This window comes from Salininema proteolyticum (genome assembly GCF_042685645.1).
In the GTDB taxonomy this organism is placed as follows: Bacteria; Actinomycetota; Actinomycetes; order Mycobacteriales; family Micromonosporaceae; genus Salininema; species Salininema proteolyticum.
In genome coordinates this window covers 823,659-842,895 of sequence record NZ_JBHUNX010000001.1, presented here as the reverse complement: position 1 = coordinate 842,895, position 19,237 = coordinate 823,659, and the positions used below count along the sequence as shown (strand labels likewise).

Here is a 19,237-nt window from a genome sequence, read left to right as displayed (position 1 = left end):
GTCGCGGAATTCCGCCGCCTCAGGGGCACGGGCACTTGGGCCACGCGCTCTCCCTCGTCAGCCACCAGGGGCGGGGCTTTCCCGGGGCCTGCCAGAGTAGGACGGGGTCCTTGCGGCGCATGAGCAGCTGGAAGAGGAACTCGTCGAAGTCCCCTCCGCGCTCGAACACCCACCAGAGAGCGTGTCCGTAGACCCGTCCCGACGCTCCCATCAGGACCAGTTCCAGTCCGTCGACCGAGCCCAGGGGGAATACGGGCTCCTCGACCAGTTTCTCGACGTAGTCGCGGACGTTCTCGTACTGCCCGTCGGCACGGCAGGGGCGGAACTCCATTCTGCTGGCGCCCTGCCGGCAGCCCGGCACGGACCTTCTTCCCTTTATCTCCAGTCCCAGGAAGGACTTCAGTACATCGACGGCTGCGGGCTGGGGGAGGTAACCCTGTTTCGCCAGTGCGTCGACCTGCGGGGTCGTCTCGACGCGTCGGTCTGGGCTCCAGCCGCACGCCCGGAGGGCGTCTGCGGCGGGCGGCGAATCCAAGGTGCGTTCTAGATACAACACCATGGGTACACCGTAGAAGGTGGATACAACATCCGTCTACGCCCGGACCCGTGTCGTTCACATCCGAAATCGCCTGTTCGCCAGGAAAACGCCCAAGCTGCGGCACTCGGCGGTCGTCACCTTTGCCGCCGTCTCGACGCTCTCCCCCCACCCGAGACGGCTCTGTCACCGTCGCGACGCACTCCCGGACTTGAGAATCCTCTACGATTCGGCGTCGGAGACCTCCTGCGGGCATACTCTTCCCGAGGGCGGCGCATCCCCTGTGCGGAAAAGGGATTCCCTCCTTCGCCGCTGCCCGGCGCCCGTCGCCCTCCTTCCGACGAGCGTTCCGGACCGCCTTGCCGCGCGGGGAACCGCCGTCCCGGCACCGGGGACGGCGGTCTGTCGCTCAGCCTGTCCCTCAGGTCAACACGCTCCCAGGCCGTCCCAGACGCCCCACTCTCCGGTGGATCCGGGCTCTTCGCCGCGGGTCCACCACTTGGCGGCGTAGAGGTTTCCGCCGTGGACTACTTCGTCGCCGCCGAGGTAGGCGGTGTCGGGGCTCCAGTCGGCGACGCCGTCGCAGGCCCCCGGATCACCCGGGTCGCCGGGGTCCCCCGGGTCTCCGGGATCGCCGTTGCCGTCGAAGTCGATGTCGATGCAGGCGTAGAAGGCGTTGCCGGTGTCGGCGATCTCCCAGTAGGCGAGGATCATCTGCCGGCCGCTCATGGCGGGGATGTCGACGTTGTGCGTCTCGATCTTGGAGGGCATGCCTCCGCCGAAGTCCTCGTTGTAGATCGGGTCGAGGTTCAGCTCCGACCGTTTGAGCGGCGTGGTCGGGTCGTAGGAGCCGTTGGTGATCCAGTAGGTGTACTTGGTCGTGGCGTGGGTGACCTTGTGGTCCCACGTGAAGGTCCGGGTGCCGGCCTGGACGTTGGACGCGGGCCAGTTCCCCCCGCGCGGGTCGTCCAGTTCGGAGAACCGGCCGACGCCCCCGGAGCAGATCTGGCCGTCCGGGGCCCCGGCGCTGGGGAAGCCCTTGGGGCCTTCGACGCTGTAGGGCTCCCATTTGATCTGGCCGCAGTCGGGGAGGGTCCCCGTGCTCGCGGAGCAGAACTCCTGCCGGCTGGGCAGGTCGGTGACGTGTGCGTGGGACTGTGCGGGTGACGCGGTGAGCGCGAGGCTGAGCACCAGGACGGCGATGCCCGTCAGCGCCTGCAGCGCCCTCTTGACGGAACACATGACTCCTCCATTGATAGATATGAATATCTACTTTAAAGGATAGTTTATTAAAGAGGAAGAGTCAACGTCCGGCCCCGAGCGACGGTACTGCCTCCTGAATGACTCCCCCCCAGGCGAGGACGGGGGTCGGTCATCGGGCAGGCCCGTTGCCGCGTGTTCAGGGGCACCGCGCGTGCGAGGAAGACGGATGGTATCCGCCCGCGCCTCACAGGGCCTGTTCGAACTCGATGGCGCTGATGAAGCAGTCCCGCGGCTGCCCTACGGCGAAGAACACCGTCTCCAGCACCGACTGCGTCGTGAGATTCCGGTGCGGGTGCCGCTCCGTCGAGTCCCACTCCCCGCCGTCGATGTCCACGGCGTCGAAGTCCGGCGGGTACAGGCCGATCACCCGGATCCCCTCGCCGCGCAGACGATGCGAGAGCGTTCGACTGAACCCGCCCTGCCCCGCCTTCGCCGCGTAGAAGGCCTCGTGCGCCCCGCTGCGGAAGTGCCCGGGCGTCCCCGCCGTCGACACGAGGTTGACTATGTCCGGCCGGTCGGACCGGCGCAGCATCGGCAGGAAGGCCTTGGCCGTCAGGACGGTCCCGGTCACGGCCGCGCCGACCGTCGCGGCGACGTCCTCGTCGGAGGCCGCCAGGAAGTCCCCCGCCTCCAGGTACATGGCGCCGGTGTTGCACAGGACGTCAACCCGGTCGGTCCGCTCCCCGACGGCAGCGGCGAACGCGCGGACGCTCGCGGGGTCGGTGAGGTCGCAGCGGTGGGCGAAGGCCCTGCCCGAGCCCTGACGGCGTTGGATCGCGTCGGCCGTCGCGCGGGCCTTGGCCTCGTCCCGAGCGGCGAGGTGCACGACGGCGCCCTCGTCGGCGAAGGCGATGGCGGCGGTCCGCCCGAAGCCCCGTCCGGCGGCGTTGACGACTACGTGGAGATCTTGGAAACGCATGGCGCCATGCTAAAGAGACCGCACGGCCCCGGCCCGTACAGCTCGGAGACCGTACTGGGAGCTGGGAACCGCGCGCCCAGAAGGTGGTATCCGCGGCTAACCCGGCGCGGGCTGCACGTACCGGAGTGTGCTCAGCTGCCTCTGCGAGTGCCACTGGAAGTGCGCCGCCACCAGTCCGGCCACCTCGCGCCGTTCGGAGGGGGTCGAGCGGTGGGCCGTGCGCCAGTCGCCGTCGTCGAGCGAGCGCATGAGCACATGCGCGCCGGGCGTGGGGATGACGGCCTGGCCGGGGCGGCAGTCGTCGCAGACCGAACCGCCGGCGGCGACCGCGAAGGCCCGGTGGTCGCCCTCCAGGCCGCAGACGGCGCACTCGCCGAGCGACGGCGCCCAGCCGGCCGCGCGCATGCCGCGCAGCAGGTAGGAGTCGCGGATCAGGGGCGGGTGGATGTCCGTCTCCGACAGGGCCCGCACCGCCCCGACGGCGAGCTGGAAGACGTCCAGGTCGGCCTGGCCGTCCTCGGGGACGAGCCGCTCGGTCGCCTCGGAGACCACGCAGGCGACGGTGTAGCCCTCCCAGCGCTCGCTGATGGCACCGCTGTTGAGCCGCACCCCGACGGCCTGGCTGACGGTGTGGAGGTCGCCGCGGCCCTCGATGAGCTGGAGGTCCACGTGGTTGAAGGGCGCCAGCCGCGAGCCGAACTTGGAGCTGGTCCGGCGCAGGCCCTTGGCCACGGCCCGGAACCGGCCCATCTCGCGGCCGAAGAACGACACGATCATGTCGGCCTCGCCCAGTTTGTAGGAGCGGAGCACGAGAGCGTCGTCGCGGAGCAGTCGGCGGGAACCCAGGGCCATGCCTCCAGTCTAATGCGCGCTCGGACATGTGTCCGCGCCGAGCGCGACGACCGCGGCCCGGTCCGCTCGAAAGCCGGACCGAGCGGTCCCTGAGTCCGGCCCGCGCCATAGCCCGGTCCCAGACGCGCTCCGGGCTGCGGGCGCTCCGGCGCCCGCGGCCCGGAGGTCGCTTGGAGAGAGGGCTCAGCCCGTGTTCTTCAGGCCCGCCGCGATGCCGTTGACGGTGATGAGCAGGGCCCGCTTGAGCTGCGGGTCGGCCCCGTCGTCGCCGCCCTCCGCACGGTAGCGGCTGAGCAGGGAGATCTGCAGGTAGTGCAGCGGCGCCAGATAGAGGTCGCGGACTTCGAGGGTCCGCGCGAGCCCCGGCTGGGAGGCGAGGATCCTCTCCTCGCCGGTGATCTCGAGGACCTCGTGCACGGTCTTGGCGTGCTCGCGCTTGATCTGGTCGAAGATGCCGTGCAGGTTCTCCGGCACCAGCTCGTCGACGTAGTCCGAGGCGATGGTGAGGTCGGTCTTCGCCAGGGTCATCTCGACGTTGGAGATGAAGTTGGAGAAGAAGTGCCAGTTGCGGTGCATCTCGCGCAGCTCGTCGCCCAGGCCGGCCTTGCGGGCGGCCTCGAGCCCGGAGCCGACGCCGAACCAGCCGGGGACGATCTGGCGGGACTGGGTCCAGCCGAAGACCCACGGGATCGCGCGCAGGCCGTCGAGTCCGGCCTCCTGGTTGGGACGCTTGGACGGGCGCGACCCGATGTTGAGCGCGCCGAGCAGCTCGGTGGGGCTGACGGCCCAGAAGTAGTCGGACAGTCCGGGCGTGCCGGTGAGCTTGCGGTAGGTCTCCTTGGCGGCGCCCGAGACGGAGTCCATGTGCCCGAAGTAGCGCTCCAGCACGTCGGCCTCGTGCCGCGGCTCGGTGTGCAGGAGGGTCGCCTTGAGGGAGGCGGCTACGGACAGTTCGAGGTTCTCCCGCGCCAGGGTCGGCAGGGTGTACTTGTCGGACAGGACCTCACCCTGCTCGGTGATCTTGATCTCGCCGTCCAGAGTTCCGGAGGGCTGGGCGAGGATCGCCTCGTGGCTGGGGCCGCCGCCCCGGCCGACGGTGCCGCCGCGTCCGTGGAAGAGCCGCAGGTGGATGCCGTGCTTGTGCGCGACGTCGCGGAGGCGGCGCTGGGCGACCTGGATGCTCCACTGGGAGGCGGCGATGCCGGACTCCTTGTTGGAGTCGGAGTAGCCGAGCATGACCTCCTGGACGCCGCCGCGGGCGTCCACGATGGCGCGGTAGGCCGGCAGGGAGAGCAGCTCGTCCAGCAGCGTGTCGGCTCCGGAGAGCTCCTCGACGCCTTCCAGGAGCGGCACGAAGCCGATGGCGGCCTTGCCGCGGTCGATGTCCACCAGGCCGGCCTCGCGGGCCAGGATGACCGGGGCGAGGATGTCGGCGGCCGTGTGGGTCATGGAGACGATGTAGGACTCGATGATCTGCGGGCCGTACTTGGCCTGGGTCTCGGCGATGGTCGAGAAGACGCCGAAGGTCTTCTTGTTGCGGGCCGTCAGCTCGACGTTGCGGGGCGCGAGCGGCCGGTGCCCGGAGAGCTCCTCGGCCAGCCGGGCGCCGCGCTCGGCGTCGTCCAGCTCGGCGTAGGGCCGCTCCAGTTCACCGGTGGTGTCGTAGAGCTCGGCGAGCACGTCGTGGTGCGCCGCGGAGTGCTCGCGGATGTCCATCTTGGCCAGTTCGAGGCCGAAGGCCTCGACGGTGCGGATGGTGCGGTCGACGGCGCCCTTGGCGGCCAGCTGGCCGCGCTGGCGGGCCAGGGAGTCGCGGATGAGCTTCAGGTCGGCGACCAGCTCTCCGGCGTGGGAGTAGTCCCAGCCGGGCCGGTGGGCCAGGTCGCCGGCGAGGCGCTCCCGGGTGTTCTGCAGCTTGGCCTCGATGGCGCGCAGCTTGAGCCGGTAGGGCTCCTCCGAGTGGACGCGGCGGAAGCGCTGGGGGATCGCGACGGTCTCGAGGTCCTTCTCGGCGGAGGCGACCAGGTCGCGCGAGGCGGGGCGGACGGTCTCGGACACCGAGACCTCGCGGACCAGCTCGGAGACGGCGCCCTCGGCGGCGGCGATGCCGTGCTCGTGCTGGATGAGCAGGACCTGTTCGGTGACCTCGGGGGTCACGAACGGGTTGCCGTCGCGGTCGCCGCCGATCCAGGTGCCGAACTTCATCGGCGAGCCGTTCGACCGGGGGTGCGCCCCCAGGGCCGTCAGGGTCGCCGACAGGTCGGTGAGGACCCGGGAGGCGGCCTCGCGGTAGAGGTCGGTGAGGTAGTAGACGGCGTTGCGGGCCTCGTCGGTCGGCTCGGGCTTCTCCACGCGCAGTTCGTCGGTCTGCCAGAGCATGTCGATGATCTCGGCGAGGCGGTCGTTGACGGCGTCGACGTCGGCCGAGCCGATGACGGCCTTCTCCGCGGTCTCCTCTTCGAGGAGGTCGGCCACGTTGCGCAGCTTGGTGAGGATGGAGCGGCGGGAGGCCTCGGTGGGGTGGGCGGTGAAGACGGGGCGGACCTCGAGACGGTCGGCTCCGGAGGAGATGGCCTTGGAGGAGAGGCCGGCGGACTCGATGTCGGCGCGGGCCTGGGCGAGCCACCCGCCGGTGTCGGCGCGCCGACGGCGCATGTCGCGGGCGCGGTGGACCTGCTCGGTGATGTTCGCCAGCTGGAAGTACATGGAGAAGGCCCGGGCGAGGTCCACCTCCTCGGTCGCGTCGAGGCGGGAGAGGCGGCCCTGGACGGCGTCGGGGTCGGCGCGCACGAGAGTGCGGACCTCCTCGACCAGTTCCAGGAGCTGCGGGCCCTCCTGGCGGACCAGGGTCTGGCCCAGGAGGTTGCCCAGGCGGCGGATGTCAGCCCTCATCTGCTTGTCGTCTTCGGCCGATTGATTTTCGTAGAATTCCATGGCTTACTCCGGTAGAGGACGTTGGGCCTGTACTGCTTGGTGTCCGTCCATGGGTTCAGCCCGGCTGGGGCCACCGTGGAACGCGGAACACGGGGGAACACTCGCCGACGACGTTGTGGGCTGGTTATACGTTGTTTCCGAACACACTGTAACGCATGCCTCGGACTCCGGGCGGCCAACCTGTTCCGCATGCTGGAACCACGGGCCCCGGACGGTCCGCGCGCCCAGGGCACGGGCGCGAAGATCCGTCTCGTTCCCGCCGGTCAGCTGCGGTGACGTCTTTGTGCCGTTTGCCCTATCCTGTAGACAGCACACCACTAGACGCCCCGCCAGAAAGGGACCCAGATGCCAGAGTGGCCCGACAGCGCCGAGGACTACGCCGACGCTCCCGCCCATACCCCGGGCGCGGACGAGCTGGCCGACATAGAGCTCCTCCTGACCGGTGCCTACGCCCCGTTGACCGGGTTCATGACCGCGGCGGAGGCCGAGGAGGTCACGAGGACCGGATTCCTTCCCGCCTCGCGCGCCTCCGGCTCCGAGGCCGTCTCCTGGCCCGTCCCCATCGTGCTGGACGTGCCCGGCGAGGTCGCCGACGAGCTGGAGGAGCAGCCCGAGGAGGCACGTTTCCTGCAGCTGGCCGACTCCGAGGGCGCGCCGGTGGCCGTCATGCGGGTCGAGGACGCCACTCCCGTCGCCGTCCCCGAGGGGGCCGCGGCCAAGGTGCGCCTGGGCGGGAGCCTGAGGCGCTTCGGCGACGGCGCCCACGGTGTGTTCATCGGCCTGCGCTCCACCCCCGAGCAGGCGAAGGAGACCTACACGTCCTCGCGCGTCCTGGCCGCCATCGCCGAGAAGCCGCTGCACCGGCCGGAACTGGCCCAGCTCTCGCGCGCCGCGCGCCAGCTCGGCGCCCACCTGCTGGTCATGATCCCCACCGCGTCGGAGACCTCCGGCAGCGGCGACATGTCCCTGCCGACCCCGTCCCTGGTGCGCAGCGTCCTGGCCGCCCGCGACCGCCTCCCTGCCGCCACGATCCTGTCGATCCCCCTCGCCCGGCGCGGCCACACCGTCCAGGACGGCCTCCTCGCCGCGCGCGTCGCACGCGCCTACGGCGCCACGCACATCATGACCGGGCCGGAGTTCGTCGGCGGGGGCGAGGGTATCCGCGCCGTCCTGCCGCGCGAGCTGGCCTACGACCAGCGCGACGGCCAGTGGCGGGCCGTCGAGGACATCGACCCGCCCTTCCGCAAGAAGGGACTGTCCGACGCCGAGGTCGCCGACACGCTCGCGCGCGGATTCGAGCTGCCGGAGTGGTTCACTCCCCCGGCCGTCGCCGCCGAGCTGCGCCGCGCCAAGCCGCCCCGGGCCGAGCGCGGCCTCGTCGTCATGTTCACCGGCCTGTCCGGCTCGGGCAAGTCGACGATCTCACGCGGCGTCCACGAGGTCCTCAGCGAGGACGGCGAACGCACCGTGACCCTGCTGGACGGCGACATAGTCCGCCGCCACCTCTCGGCCGGGCTGGGCTTCTCCAAGGCCGACCGGTCGATGAACATCCGCCGGATCGGGTTCGTGGCCTCCGAGATCGGGCGCCACGGCGGGATCGCGCTCGCGGCCCCGATCGCGCCCTACGAGGAGGACCGCGAGGCGGTGCGGGCGATGGCCGGCTCGGCCGGGGCGGACTTCCTCCTCGTCCACGTGAACACGCCGCTGGAGGTGTGCGAGGCGCGGGACCGCAAGGGGCTGTACGCGAAGGCGCGCGCCGGGAAGATCCGGGAGTTCACCGGGGTCTCCGACCCCTACGAGGTGCCGGGCAACGCCGACCTGCGGATCGACACGAGCGACATCACCATTGGCGAGGCCATCGAGCAGGTGCTGGAGTACCTCACCGACCGCGGTTGGATGGAGTCCTCCGGGTTCGCCCTGGAATGACGGTGAAAAGGACCGCCGGGCCGCGTCGCGTGACGCGGCCCGGCGGTCCTTTTCGAACGGTCGGGAGTTCGGGATTGAGGGCGCCGGTCGGGCGGCGCCGCCTAGAACTTGTCGGAGAAGGTCGCGAAGACCAGCACCGCCGGGATCAGGTAGAGGATCACCAGGCCGATCCAGTGGGCCTTGAGGAGGTCGTCCACGGCGCCGCGCCAGCCCTCTCCGATCGGGATCGCGCCCGAGCGGAGGCTGTGGACCGTGGAGAACCAGAAGACGGGGATGACGCCCGCCCAGACGACCATGCAGTAGGGGCAGAGGATGCCGATGTTGAAGGTGGTCTGGTAGATGAGCCAGCCGATGAAGACCAGGCCGCCGAGGGTGCCGAGGTTGAACAGGAGCACCACGAAGCGGGGGAGCCTCACCCTCGCGGCGAGCAGGACGCCCATGAGGACGACCATCGGGAAGGCCGCCATCCCGATGAACGGGTTGGGGAAGCCGAAGAGCGCCGCCTGCGGGGTCTCCATGACCGAGCCGCAGGAGATCCACGGGTTGATGTCGCAGCTGATGGTGTGGTTCGGGTCGCTGAGCTTGGCGAACTTCTCGTAGAGGAGGCTGAAGGAGCCGAAGAGCCCGAGGAGGCCGCCGAACAGGATCACCCAGCCGGCGGTGGCCTGGCCCTTGACGGGCCAGCGCATGCCGCGCCTGCCCGCGGTGTCCTTCGCGGTCATCGTCGTCCGGGGCGTTCGGTCGTCCTGGGGCGCGATGCGGTCGTGCTCGCCCTCGCTCTGCGTCACGGCGGTCATCCCTTCGCTGTCCATGGCCGACTCCCAGTGAGTCGGCGCCCGGCGGTCTCCCGGCATGCCGCGGTCGCCTGTCTGCGTGTCCATAACCGGAGAACGATCGGTTCGCGGCCCCGGTTATGGGCGCCCGCCGACGCGAGCGGCCGTCGGATCGACCCGCCGCCCCTTGGACTGGTCACGGGGCCGGGCGGTTTCCGCCTGTTGCGAACGTCACTGTAGCAAAGGAATCGGGGCGCTCAGCCGCGGACGGAGTTGCCGCCGTCGACCACGAGCGTCTGCCCGGTGACGTACGAGGCCCCGGGGCTGCAGAAGAACCCCACGGCCGCCGCGACTTCCTCAGGGGATCCGGGCCGCCCCATCGGCGAGTCCACGCTGCGACGCAGTTCCGGAACGGTGGACGAGCCGGTGCGCACCAGCCCCGGCGCGACGGCGTTGACCGTCACCCCGTCGGCCACGACCTCCGTCGCGAGCGCGCGGGTGAGCCCGGCCACTCCGGCCTTCGCCGCCGCGTAGGCGGCCTCGGCGGGTATGGCGCTGACGTTTCCGGCCGTGGCGGCGATGTTGACGATGCGCCCCCATCCGGCCTCGGTCATCGCTCCAGTGAAGAAGCGGCTCACCAGGAAGGCCGAGTGCAGATTCCGCGCGATCTCGCGCTCCCAGTCCTCGAAGGACAGCTGTGCCACCGGCCGGGTGACGGCCGGGGAGGTCTTGGAGGTCATGCCGGCGTTGTTGACGACGATGTCCACGTCGCCGAAGGTCTCGACGACCGCGTCGCCCAGGCCCTCCACCTCGGCCTCGTCGGTCAGGTCGGCGACGAATCCGACGGCGTCGATCTCGTCGGCGCGCTCGTGGATGCGCTTGGTGGTGGAGACGATCGCGATGCGCGCGCCGGCCAGGCGCAGGCGGGTGGCGACGGCCATGCCGATGCCGTCCTCGGCTCCAGCTCCCGTCACCAAGGCGGTCTTGCCTATCAGCGAGTCCAGCTCCAGCAGCCTCGCTCCGGCCTGGACGCCCTCGTCCGGCCCCCGATCGGCCGCGGCTCCTCCGACCGGGAGCGTGATGACCCCCGGAACCTCGCCGCCCTCGTTCCGTGACTGTGCCCGTGGACTGCTCATGCGCATCAGTCTGTCACACGCGGACGACAAACTAAACCACCGAGGGGGTGAATCGGGGCGGTTTCTGCGAAGATCGAAGTATGGGACGTGATTTCGGATTTCTGGTGGTTCGTCTGGCCCGCAGGGCGGTGGAGACGGGCTTCGACCCCCATCCCGCTCCCCCGGCGGAGCTGATCGCCTCGTGCGTGGACGAAGAGGACTACGGCGCGCTGACCGAACCGGGCGCGGTGTTCGTGACGGTGAAGGACCGCGACGGGAAGCTGCGGGGCTGCATCGGCTCGCTGTGGCCGCGGCGCCCGCTGGCGAACGACGTCGTGCACAACGCCCGCTCCGCCGCGCGCGACCCGCGCCTGCCGCCGGTAGAGGCCGGCGAGCTGGGCGACCTGAGGATCAGCGTCTCCGTGCTGTCGCCGCTCAAGCCCTCCGGGGCCGAGTCGTTCGGCGAGCTGGTGCCGATGCTGCGGCCCGGGGTGGACGGCGTGCTGCTGAGTTCCGACGGAAGGCGCTCCACGTTCCTGCCGTCGGTGTGGGGGAACCTGCCGGACCCGGCGCATTTCGTCCGTGCGCTGCTGGAGAAGGGCGGCTGGGAGCGGCCCGAGGGCATGGTCCCGGAGCGCTGGCCGTGGCCGGAGGGTCTGGTCGCCGAGCTGTACACCGCCGAGTCCTTCGCAGAGCCCGCGTAGCGGAGGCGTCGGTGCCCGCCATGCCCGCGGCCGGACGCGTCAACGTCTCGGGGCGGCGAGCCGGGCGGTACGGAACCGCGGTGTCCCGCCCCGCGCGCCGCCGCTGAACGCGCAATGCGCTCTGCCGGGACCCGCACGCCGCCCCGGACCGCGAACAGGCGGCGGGCCCCGCCTATTCCGCCGGTGAGGAGACGTCACTCCCGAATTCTCACAGCGGCCGCGTCGCGGTCCTGCGAGTTAGGATGGGAATCATGTCAGATACCGCCGATGTTATTGCTGCGATCCGCGCCGAGCTGGCGACGGTCGACGACCCCGAGATCCGCCGTCCTATCACTGAGCTGGGGATGGTGGAGTCCATCGACGTGGCCGGCTCCCAAGCCACCGTCAAGATCCTCCTGACCGTGGCCGCCTGTCCCCTGCGCGACACCCTGACGAAGGACGTGCGGGAGGCCGCCATGCGCGTCGGCGGTATCGAAGAGGCGACGGTCGAGTTCGGCGTCATGACCGACGAGCAGCGCCGCGAGCTGCAGCAGAACCTGCGCGGACCGGCCGCCCCCGAGCCGGTCATCCCGTTCAACGAGCCGACCAACCGGACCAAGGTCTTCGCGGTCGCCTCCGGCAAGGGCGGCGTCGGCAAGTCCTCCCTGACGGTCAACCTGGCCGCCGCGCTGTCGGCCAAGGGCCTGACCGTGGGCGTCGCCGACTGCGACATCTACGGCCACTCCATCCCCCGCATGATGGGCGCCGACCAGGCCCCCACGCAGGTCGAGGACATGATCATGCCCCCGACCGCGCACGGCATGAAGGTCATCTCCATCGGCATGTTCACGCCCGGCAACACCGCCGTGGTCTGGCGCGGACCCATGCTGCACCGCGCGCTGCAGCAGTTCCTCGCCGACGTCTACTGGGGCGAGCTGGACGTTCTCCTGCTGGACCTGCCCCCGGGGACCGGCGACATCGCCATCTCCGTCGCGCAGCTGCTGCCGAGCGCCGAGCTGGTCCTCGCGACCACGCCGCAGCAGGCCGCCGCCGAGGTGGCCGAGCGCGCCGGCGCGATCGTCTCGCAGACCCACCAGAAGATCGCCGGCGTCATCGAGAACATGTCCTGGATGCGCCTGCCCGACGGATCGACCATGGAGCCCTTCGGCTCCGGCGGCGGCGAGCAGGTCTCCAAGACCCTGACGCGCGACCTCGGCGCCGAGGTGCCCGTGCTCGGACAGATTCCGCTGGACCCGGCCGTCCGCGAGGGCGGCGACGCGGGCGTCCCGCTGGTCGTCAGCGACCCCGACTGCGAGACCTCCCAGGCCATCATGGCCGTGGCCGACCAGCTGGCGGTGAAGAAGGTGTCCCTGGCGGGCAAGCAGCTCGGCCTGACGCCGACCGGCGGCTGAGACAACTTACGGCCGGCGCCTCGGGCGCACCGGACCGAACACGACGAGAGGGGCGGGTGAGAACCCGCCCCTCTCGTCGTCATGACTGCTTTCGCTGTGGCTACTTCGGCGTGGCGCTCACCGCCGTCCCGTAGGCGCAGACCTCGGTGCCGATGTCGCGCGCGTCGGTGACGTCGAAACGCATCATGACCACGGCGTTGGCACCCAGGTCCCGGGCCTTGTCGATCATGCGCTCGGTGGCCTGCTCGCGCGAGGCCACCAGGGCCTTGGTCAGGCCCTTCAGCTCGCCGCCGAAGATGGACTTCACCCCCGCGCCGAAGTCGGAGACGAAGTTCCTGGAACGGACCGTCACCCCGAAGACCTCGCCGTACACCCGGTCTATCGAGTGGCCGGGGACGTTCTCGGTGGTCGTCACGATGATGTCCTGGGCGGGCATCGCGCCGCCCTGGTCGTCGATGATCGTCATACCGAGAAGTCTAGGACGGATCGGCCCGCGGCGCATCGTACCCGGGAAGGCACTCCCCTCGTCCGGGCTCCTACCCGGGTACCACGAGGGCCGTCACGCCGCGGTGCTACTGCCCGACGTGGAGCATCTCGTTGAGCTCTCCCCAGCTGCCGCTGCGCGGGCGCACTTCCAGGCGCCCGGTCTGCGTGTTCGTCCAGAACTGCAGGTTGTCCTTGCCCGAGAGGGCGGCGGCCTTGACGACCTCGCCGTCGGGCAGGGTCACCTTGGAGCCGGCGGTCACGTAGCAGCCGGCGGCCACGACGCAGTTGTCGCCCAGGGAGATGCCGATGCCGGCGTTGGCGCCCAGCAGGCAGCGCTCGCCGATCGAGACGACCTCCTTGCCGCCGCCGGAGAGGGTGCCCATGATGGAGGCGCCGCCGCCGATGTCCGAGCCGTCCCCGACGACGACGCCCGCGGAGATGCGGCCCTCGACCATCGAGTTGCCCAGGGTGCCGGCGTTGAAGTTCACGAAGCCCTCGTGCATGACCGTCGTGCCGCTCGACAGGTGCGCTCCCAGCCGCACGCGGGAGGTGTCCGCGATGCGGACCCCCGCGGGCATGACGTAGTCCGCCAGCTGCGGGAACTTGTCGATCGACTTGACCTCCAGCAGAAGGCCCTCGCCGCGCAGCCGCAGGCGGGCGTCGTCGATCATGTCGCCGGGGACCGGGCCGAAGTTGGTCCAGGCGTTGTTCGGCAGGAGCCCGAAGATCCCCGCCAGGTTGATCGAGTGCGGAATCGCGTGCCGGTGGCTGATCAGGTGCAGGCGCAGGTAGACGTCCTCGGTGGTCTCCGGCTCCTCGGCCAGGGACTCGATGGACACGAGCACGCCCTTGGAGACCGTGCCGGTCGGGTTCTCGGCGGCCACGTTCGGCGCCTTCGCGTCGGCGGGTACGGGCCCGAGCCCGAGGTCCTTGTACCACACGTCGAGGACGGTGCCGTCGCTCGCGATGGTCGCCACCCCGGCACCCCAGGCGGCTTCAGTTCGGTATTCACTCACCCCCAAAGCCTAACCACCGGCGCGCTAGAGTCTTTAGTCGTGGAGAAAATTAGTGAAGCCGTCCTCGCCGACCCCGTCGAACTCACGCGTGCGCTGTGCGATGTGGAGTCGGTCTCGGGCGATGAGAAGCACCTGTGCGACCTCGTCGAGCGGGCCCTGCGCGAGCGGGACCACCTGACCGTCCACCGCCACGGGAACACCCTCGTGGCCCGCACCCAGAGCTCGGGCGGACGCGACGCGGCCTCCCAACGCGTCATGCTCGCCGGACACCTGGACACGGTGCCGGTCAACCAGAACTTCCCCACCCGCACCGAGAACGGCGTCATGCACGGCCTGGGCACCTCCGACATGAAGTCGGGGACCGCCCTGGCCCTGTGGATCGCCACCCAGGTGAAGGAACCGGCCTTCGACCTGTCCTTCGCCTTCTACGAGTGCGAGGAGGTCGAGTCGGAGCGCAACGGCCTCAACGTCGTCTCCCGGGCCCACCCCGAATGGCTGGAGGCGCACTTCGCGATCCTCCTGGAGCCCTCTTACGGGAAGATCGAGGCCGGCTGCCAGGGCACCATGCGCGCCCTCGTCAAGACCGAGGGGAAGCGCTCGCACTCGGCGCGTTCCTGGTTGGGGGACAACGCGCTCCACAAGCTCGCCGACGTGCTCGGCCGGTTGAACTCGTACACCGCCCGCGAGGTGCCCATCGACGGGATGCTCTACCGGGAGGGCCTCAACGCCGTGCGCATCGGCGGCGGCGTGGCGGGGAACGTCATCCCCGACGAGGGCTGGGTCGAGGTCAACTACCGCTTCGCCCCCGACCGCGACGAGGAGGCCGCCGCCGACCACGTCCGCGAGGTCTTCGAGGGCTACGCCGTCGAGGTCACCGACTCCGCCCCCTCGTGCCCGCCCGGGCTGGACCGCCCGTCCGCCGCCGCATTCCTCGCCGCCGCCGGCGGTGAGGCCCAAGCGAAGCTCGGCTGGACCGACGTGGCGCGGTTCGCCGCGCTCGGTGTGCCGGCGGTGAACTTCGGTCCCGGGGACCCGAATCTCGCCCATACTCGGGAAGAACATGTTGAGATCGAGCGCATCGAGAACTGCGCCGCCGTTTTGAGGTCCTTTGTGACCGGGAAAGAGTGAGCATGAGCCGACGTGTGACCGCCGACGAGCGTCTGCTGTCGTCCGTTCTGGACGAGCAGTGGAAGAGGGACGCCGCGTGGCGGGTCCTCAAGATCCAGTCGGAGTTCGTCGAGGGCTTCGAGACTCTGGAGAGCCGCAAGATCGGCCAGGCGATCGGCGTGTACGGGTCGGCCCGCACGCCGGAGGGTTCGCGGGAGTACGGGCAGGGTGTCACCTTGGGGCGCAAACTGGTCGAGGCCGGGTACGGCGTCGTGACCGGCGGCGGCCCGGGCACCATGGAGGCCGCCAACAGGGGCGCCTTCGACGCCGGGGGCTGCTCGGTGGGGCTCGGCATCGAGCTGCCGTTCGAGCAGGGCACCAATCCGTATGTGAACGTGGAGTTGAACTTCCACTACTTCTTCGCGCGCAAGGTCATGTTCCTGAAGTACTCGCAGGGTTTCTGCGCCCTGCCGGGCGGTTACGGGACCATGGACGAGCTGTTCGAGTCGCTGACGCTGGTGCAGACCGAGAAGGTCGGCCACTTCCCCATCGCGCTGATCGGGTCGGCCTACTGGGGCGGGCTCGTCGACTGGCTGCGCGACACGATGGCCGCCGACGGGAAGATCGACCAGAAGGACGTCGACCTGCTGCTGGTGACCGACGACCTCGACGAGGCCGTGGCGCACATGAAGGCCGGCCAGGAGTAGGCCGGACGCGGTTTCGGGCAGGGCCGGAGTCTTCCGGCCCTGCCTCACCAGGGGGATGTCAGGCTCAATTCATGGCGACAGGTTCACAGTCGTCGAATTCCAATTCGGTCCAGGCCACAAGTACTCTCGCGTATCTGAGCGAGTCACTTTCCGAGGTCCGATGGATTTCGATAACCAGGTTCATTTCCTCACCGCCTGAACGATCTTCCGGGCGAACGCTGATTCCCACGGAAGGTTTATCGCTGTTGTCCGACCCATTGTCTTCCAAATCCGATAGATCTGTGATGGTGTCGGGCGAGCCGAACCAGTTCGAACAGTATTCACCAGGGGCGGTGACCGCGATTTTTGCCGAGACCCCCAGTTCGTTCAGTTCCTTCTCAAGGTCTTTGGCAGCATCGACATCGTAGAGCGCAATATTTATCACGCCGTCTTCCACCAGTTCCACAGCGTACGCCGGTTCGCTTTCGACCAGGGGCGGTACGACCGCGACGCCGACGCCCACCACAGCGGCCGCTAGTGCGCCCGCCAGTGAGTACCTTCGGAATCCGGTGAAACGTCGCGCCGGGGTCCGGTTGTTCTCCCGGACGGTGTTCTTCAGTTCGCGCAGCAGTCGGTCTTCGAAACCGCGCTTGTTCATTTCAGTCATCAGAGTGCCTCCGATGGTGCGGTTACTAGTGCGGGGGACGGCGGAGCCAGGTCGCTCCGCATTTTTGTCCTGGCCCGGTGCAGGCGAACGCGCGCCGCCGCGGGCTTGATACGCAGGACGGCCGCCGCGTCGGCGACGGCGAGCCCGTCGAGGGCGACGAGCTCAAGAACGGCCCGTTCGGACGCCGAGAGCCGGTCCATGGCCTCGTACAGGCGGCGGGACCGCGCCTCGGCGTCGATGCGGTCCTCCAGCAGGGCCAGGTCGTCCGGTTCGGCGAGCGCCCGGCCGGAGATCCGCCGCCCGGCCTTGGCCGCCCGCCACCGGCGCCTTCCGTCGTTCGCGACGACGTTCCGGGCTATGCCGTAGATCCAGCCGAGCGGCGTTCCACGGCCGGGCCGGTACTTGTGGGCCGAGTCGATGGCCGCGAGGAAGACATCGGCGGTCAGGTCGGCGGCCCGGTGGGGGTCGGCGACGCGGCGCGCCACGAAGTCCTGGACGGCCTCGACGTGCTCCCGGTAGAAGTCCTCCAGGGCGTCGGGATCGGTTCCTATGAGCGGCACCGTCTCCGAGGTCATCGGCTCACCTCCTTTTCCTTGTCGGGGTTCACGAGTACTTGGCTCGGGAGCCCCGAGGCGTTACATCGCCTGGAATCGGTTGGTGTCCCGGTGGTGTCAGAGGCTGCGGTGCGGAGCTTTCGGCTCCTTGTCCCCCTTGATCGCCGCGACCATGTCGAGGACCTCCCTGGTCGCCCGCACGTCGTGGGCGCGGAAGACGCGGGCGCCCTTCCATGCCGAGACGGCCGTGGCGGCCAGGGTCCCGTTGAGCCGCTCGTCGGTGGGGAGGTTCAGCGTCTCGCCCACAAAGTCCTTGCGGGACAGGGCGACCAGGACGGGCCATTCGCTCTCGGTGAGCACGTCGAGGTGGCGGGTGAGGTCGAGGGAGTGGTAGGTGGTCTTGCCGAAGTCGTGGGTGGGGTCGATGAGGATACCGTCGCGGCGGACTCCCTGGGCGACGGCGTTCTCGGCCTGGGAGACCAGGTCGTCGTGGACCTCCTTGACCACGTCCTCGTAGACGGCCTTCTTCGCGACCGTGCGCGGTTCGAGACCTCCGGTGTGGCTGATGACGAGGCCGGCGCCGGTGTCGCGGGCGACGGCGGTGACCTCTTGGTCCCAGCCGGCCCAGGTGTCGTTGATCAGGTCCGCCCCGGCCGCGACGGCCTCGCGGGCGACCTCGGCTCGGTAGGTGTCCACCGAGATCACCAGCTCGGGGTGGCGCCGTGAGACCTCGTCGATGAAGGGCACCACCCGGTCGATCTCCTCCGCGACGGGCACCTCCGGGCCTTCGCCGGCCTTAACGCCCCCGACGTCGAGGATGTCCGCCCCTTCCCGGACGGCCTTCTCGACAGCGGCCAGCGCCGCGTCGTAGGCGAAAGTGGCACCCGCGTCGTAGAAGGAGTCGGGGGTGCGGTTGACGATCGCCATGACGGCGTATTGTCCGTCGCTAAAATCGCGACGCCCTAGTCTGAGCTCCGGCATGCTCTCTATCCTGACAGGTGGGAAACGCCAGTACTAGACGAACCGGAGGGCATTGTGGCCGTATTCGATGTCGCACACACCAAGGACCTGGCGGAGTTCATCCACGCTTCGCCTTCTCCCTACCACGCCTGCGCCAACGCCGCCGATCGGCTCGAGGCCGCCGGTTACCGCGAGCTCGACGAGGCCGCCGCCTGGCCGCACGAGCCGGGCGCGTACTACGTGGTCAAGGACGGGTCCATCATCGCCTGGCGCGTCGACGACCCCGCCCAGTTCCAGAACGGCTTCCGCATCTTCGGCGCCCACACCGACTCGCCGATTCTGAAGGTCAAGCCGCAGCCCGACACGGGCGTGGCGGGGTGGAAGCAGGTGGCGGTCGAGACCTACGGCGGGATTCCCTACGACACTTGGCTCGACGTCGACCTCGGCGTCGCCGGGCGCCTGGCGCTGCGCGACGGCTCGATCAAGCTGGTGCACGTGGACCGGCCGCTGCTGCGGGTCCCCCGCCTGGCCATCCACTTGGACCGCGAGGTGAACAAGGGCATGAAGCTCAACGCCCAGCAGCACCTGACGCCGGTCTGGGGCCTGGGACCGGTCGAGCAGGGCGAGTTCCTGGAGTTCGTCGCCAAGGAGGCGGGCGTGACCGCCGGCGACGTGCTCGGTTTCGACCTGGTGCTGCCGGGTACGCAGAAGCCGAGCTTCCTGGGGCGCGAGAACGAGTTCCTGGCCGCGCCGCGCCTGGACAACCTCATGTCCACCCACGCCGGACTCTCCGCCCTGCTCAAGGTGGAGTCCAGCGAGAAGATCCCGGTGTTCGTGTCGTTCAACCACGAGGAGAGCGGGTCGATGACCTCCTCCGGGGCCCAGTCGCCGTTCCTCGAGCGGACGCTGCGGCGCATCCTCGCTGCCGACGAGGAGACCGTGGCGCAGCGCTTCGCCGCCTCCACCGTCATGTCCTCCGACACCGGGCAGGCCGTGCACCCCAACTTCTCCGAGCGGCACGAGCCGGGCCACCACCCGCTTCCCAACGGCGGTCCGATGCTCAAGACCAGCGCCAACGAGCGCTACGCGACCGGTGCCGAGGAGCAGGCCCTGTTCGTGCGCGCCTGTGAGGCGGCGGATATCCCGTGGCAGTTCTACGTCAACCGCAACGACATTCCCGGCGGGACGACGATCGGGCCGCTCTCGGCGACCCAGCTGTCCATGCTGACCGTCGACGTCGGCCCGGGAATCCTGTCGATGCACTCCTCGCGGGAGCTGTGCGGCACGGCGGACGCGCACCACCTGGCGGACTTGGCGCTGAGCTACTTCCAGCTGTAGGAGTCCTGTTT

Annotated in this window: 18 protein-coding genes; 6 read left to right on the top strand and 12 right to left on the bottom strand. The window is 69.7% G+C overall.

The genetic code is table 11. From position 1 onward, the window contains the following. Positions 1-19 precede the first annotated feature (19 nt). From ACFTE1_RS04020 to ppc, 5 genes are all read right to left on the bottom strand, one after another. The gene (locus ACFTE1_RS04020; protein ID WP_380617366.1) at positions 20-559 is read right to left on the bottom strand and encodes an SUKH-3 domain-containing protein; all 540 of its coding nucleotides are present in this window, start codon (positions 557-559) and stop codon (positions 20-22) included. 402 nt (positions 560-961) lie between these two features. Next, positions 962-1,777, bottom strand: a complete 816-nt coding sequence (locus ACFTE1_RS04015) for a lytic polysaccharide monooxygenase (RefSeq protein ID WP_380617367.1) — start codon at positions 1,775-1,777, stop codon at positions 962-964. Between the two features lie 205 nt (positions 1,778-1,982). Then, a complete protein-coding gene (locus ACFTE1_RS04010; protein WP_380617368.1) occupies positions 1,983-2,717 on the bottom strand; it encodes an SDR family oxidoreductase in 735 nt (244 codons plus the stop codon). A 96-nt stretch (positions 2,718-2,813) separates the two neighbouring features. Then, a complete protein-coding gene (gene recO, locus ACFTE1_RS04005) occupies positions 2,814-3,569 on the bottom strand; it encodes a DNA repair protein RecO (RefSeq protein WP_380617369.1) in 756 nt (251 codons plus the stop codon). Positions 3,570-3,752: 183 nt separating this feature from the next. After that, positions 3,753-6,503, bottom strand: coding sequence for a phosphoenolpyruvate carboxylase (gene ppc, locus ACFTE1_RS04000; RefSeq protein WP_380617370.1), 2,751 nt, complete (start codon positions 6,501-6,503; stop codon positions 3,753-3,755). A gap of 345 nt (positions 6,504-6,848) precedes the next feature. On the opposite strand from ppc, the gene cysC reads away from it, so the two are divergent. Beyond that, the gene (gene cysC, locus ACFTE1_RS03995) at positions 6,849-8,429 is read left to right on the top strand and encodes an adenylyl-sulfate kinase (protein WP_380617371.1); all 1,581 of its coding nucleotides are present in this window, start codon (positions 6,849-6,851) and stop codon (positions 8,427-8,429) included. A 101-nt stretch (positions 8,430-8,530) separates the two neighbouring features. Here cysC and ACFTE1_RS03990 read toward each other — a convergent pair whose 3' ends face one another. Next, a complete protein-coding gene (locus ACFTE1_RS03990; RefSeq protein ID WP_380617372.1) occupies positions 8,531-9,310 on the bottom strand; it encodes a vitamin K epoxide reductase family protein in 780 nt (259 codons plus the stop codon). A gap of 149 nt (positions 9,311-9,459) precedes the next feature. Further along, positions 9,460-10,338, bottom strand: coding sequence for an SDR family NAD(P)-dependent oxidoreductase (locus ACFTE1_RS03985; RefSeq protein WP_380617373.1), 879 nt, complete (start codon positions 10,336-10,338; stop codon positions 9,460-9,462). 80 nt (positions 10,339-10,418) lie between these two features. Here ACFTE1_RS03985 and amrA point away from each other — a divergent pair, with 80 nt between their 5' ends. Together amrA and ACFTE1_RS03975 are read left to right on the top strand one after the other, a co-directional pair. Continuing rightward, positions 10,419-11,021 (top strand): AmmeMemoRadiSam system protein A, encoded by a 603-nt coding sequence (gene amrA, locus ACFTE1_RS03980; RefSeq protein ID WP_380617374.1) that lies wholly within the window; start codon positions 10,419-10,421, stop codon positions 11,019-11,021. A gap of 251 nt (positions 11,022-11,272) precedes the next feature. After that, complete coding sequence (locus ACFTE1_RS03975) at positions 11,273-12,412, top strand: Mrp/NBP35 family ATP-binding protein (protein ID WP_380617375.1); 1,140 nt, start codon at positions 11,273-11,275, stop codon at positions 12,410-12,412. A 100-nt stretch (positions 12,413-12,512) separates the two neighbouring features. On the opposite strand, the gene ACFTE1_RS03970 is transcribed toward ACFTE1_RS03975, so the two are convergent. Further along, the gene (locus tag ACFTE1_RS03970) at positions 12,513-12,878 is read right to left on the bottom strand and encodes a YbjQ family protein (protein WP_380617376.1); all 366 of its coding nucleotides are present in this window, start codon (positions 12,876-12,878) and stop codon (positions 12,513-12,515) included. A gap of 106 nt (positions 12,879-12,984) precedes the next feature. Beyond that, positions 12,985-13,914, bottom strand: a complete 930-nt coding sequence (locus tag ACFTE1_RS03965) for a DapH/DapD/GlmU-related protein (RefSeq protein ID WP_380617377.1) — start codon at positions 13,912-13,914, stop codon at positions 12,985-12,987. Between the two features lie 39 nt (positions 13,915-13,953). Between ACFTE1_RS03965 and dapE the strand changes: the two genes are divergently transcribed. Both dapE and ACFTE1_RS03955 read left to right on the top strand, forming a co-directional pair. Then, positions 13,954-15,042: a succinyl-diaminopimelate desuccinylase gene (gene dapE / locus ACFTE1_RS03960; protein ID WP_380617378.1), complete on the top strand. Its 1,089-nt coding sequence runs from the start codon at positions 13,954-13,956 to the stop codon at positions 15,040-15,042. Positions 15,043-15,044: 2 nt separating this feature from the next. Next, entirely contained in the window at positions 15,045-15,728 is a 684-nt protein-coding gene (locus ACFTE1_RS03955; RefSeq protein ID WP_380617379.1) for an LOG family protein, read from the top strand. A 64-nt stretch (positions 15,729-15,792) separates the two neighbouring features. Here the strand turns inward: ACFTE1_RS03955 and ACFTE1_RS03950 are convergent, their stop codons facing one another. From ACFTE1_RS03950 to folP, 3 genes are all read right to left on the bottom strand, one after another. Next, positions 15,793-16,374 (bottom strand): hypothetical protein, encoded by a 582-nt coding sequence (locus ACFTE1_RS03950; RefSeq protein ID WP_380617380.1) that lies wholly within the window; start codon positions 16,372-16,374, stop codon positions 15,793-15,795. Further along, positions 16,374-16,949 (bottom strand): RNA polymerase sigma factor, encoded by a 576-nt coding sequence (locus tag ACFTE1_RS03945; protein WP_380617381.1) that lies wholly within the window; start codon positions 16,947-16,949, stop codon positions 16,374-16,376. Before ACFTE1_RS03945 ends, ACFTE1_RS03950 begins: the two co-directional genes overlap by 1 nt. 96 nt (positions 16,950-17,045) lie before the next feature. Next, positions 17,046-17,909 carry a dihydropteroate synthase gene (folP, locus tag ACFTE1_RS03940; RefSeq protein WP_380617382.1) on the bottom strand — a complete coding sequence of 288 codons (864 nt, stop codon included), beginning with the start codon at positions 17,907-17,909 and terminating at the stop codon, positions 17,046-17,048. 54 nt (positions 17,910-17,963) lie between these two features. Here folP and ACFTE1_RS03935 point away from each other — a divergent pair, with 54 nt between their 5' ends. Continuing rightward, the gene (locus ACFTE1_RS03935; RefSeq protein WP_380617383.1) at positions 17,964-19,226 is read left to right on the top strand and encodes a M18 family aminopeptidase; all 1,263 of its coding nucleotides are present in this window, start codon (positions 17,964-17,966) and stop codon (positions 19,224-19,226) included. Positions 19,227-19,237: the final 11 nt, after the last annotated feature.

What these genes read in the sequence shown, in the direction of transcription:
- ACFTE1_RS04020 (WP_380617366.1), bottom strand. Translation starts at nt 559, where the DNA reads ATGGTGTTGTATCTAGAACGCACCTTGGATTCGCCGCCCGCCGCAGAC.
- ACFTE1_RS04015 (WP_380617367.1), bottom strand. Translation starts at nt 1,777, where the DNA reads ATGTGTTCCGTCAAGAGGGCGCTGCAGGCGCTGACGGGCATCGCCGTC.
- ACFTE1_RS04010 (WP_380617368.1), bottom strand. Translation starts at nt 2,717, where the DNA reads ATGCGTTTCCAAGATCTCCACGTAGTCGTCAACGCCGCCGGACGGGGC.
- recO (WP_380617369.1), bottom strand. Translation starts at nt 3,569, where the DNA reads ATGGCCCTGGGTTCCCGCCGACTGCTCCGCGACGACGCTCTCGTGCTC.
- ppc (WP_380617370.1), bottom strand. Translation starts at nt 6,503, where the DNA reads ATGGAATTCTACGAAAATCAATCGGCCGAAGACGACAAGCAGATGAGG.
- cysC (WP_380617371.1), top strand. Translation starts at nt 6,849, where the DNA reads ATGCCAGAGTGGCCCGACAGCGCCGAGGACTACGCCGACGCTCCCGCC.
- ACFTE1_RS03990 (WP_380617372.1), bottom strand. Translation starts at nt 9,310, where the DNA reads ATGGACACGCAGACAGGCGACCGCGGCATGCCGGGAGACCGCCGGGCG.
- ACFTE1_RS03985 (WP_380617373.1), bottom strand. Translation starts at nt 10,338, where the DNA reads ATGAGCAGTCCACGGGCACAGTCACGGAACGAGGGCGGCGAGGTTCCG.
- amrA (WP_380617374.1), top strand. Translation starts at nt 10,419, where the DNA reads ATGGGACGTGATTTCGGATTTCTGGTGGTTCGTCTGGCCCGCAGGGCG.
- ACFTE1_RS03975 (WP_380617375.1), top strand. Translation starts at nt 11,273, where the DNA reads ATGTCAGATACCGCCGATGTTATTGCTGCGATCCGCGCCGAGCTGGCG.
- ACFTE1_RS03970 (WP_380617376.1), bottom strand. Translation starts at nt 12,878, where the DNA reads ATGACGATCATCGACGACCAGGGCGGCGCGATGCCCGCCCAGGACATC.
- ACFTE1_RS03955 (WP_380617379.1), top strand. Translation starts at nt 15,045, where the DNA reads ATGAGCCGACGTGTGACCGCCGACGAGCGTCTGCTGTCGTCCGTTCTG.
- ACFTE1_RS03950 (WP_380617380.1), bottom strand. Translation starts at nt 16,374, where the DNA reads ATGACTGAAATGAACAAGCGCGGTTTCGAAGACCGACTGCTGCGCGAA.
- ACFTE1_RS03945 (WP_380617381.1), bottom strand. Translation starts at nt 16,949, where the DNA reads ATGACCTCGGAGACGGTGCCGCTCATAGGAACCGATCCCGACGCCCTG.
- folP (WP_380617382.1), bottom strand. Translation starts at nt 17,909, where the DNA reads ATGCCGGAGCTCAGACTAGGGCGTCGCGATTTTAGCGACGGACAATAC.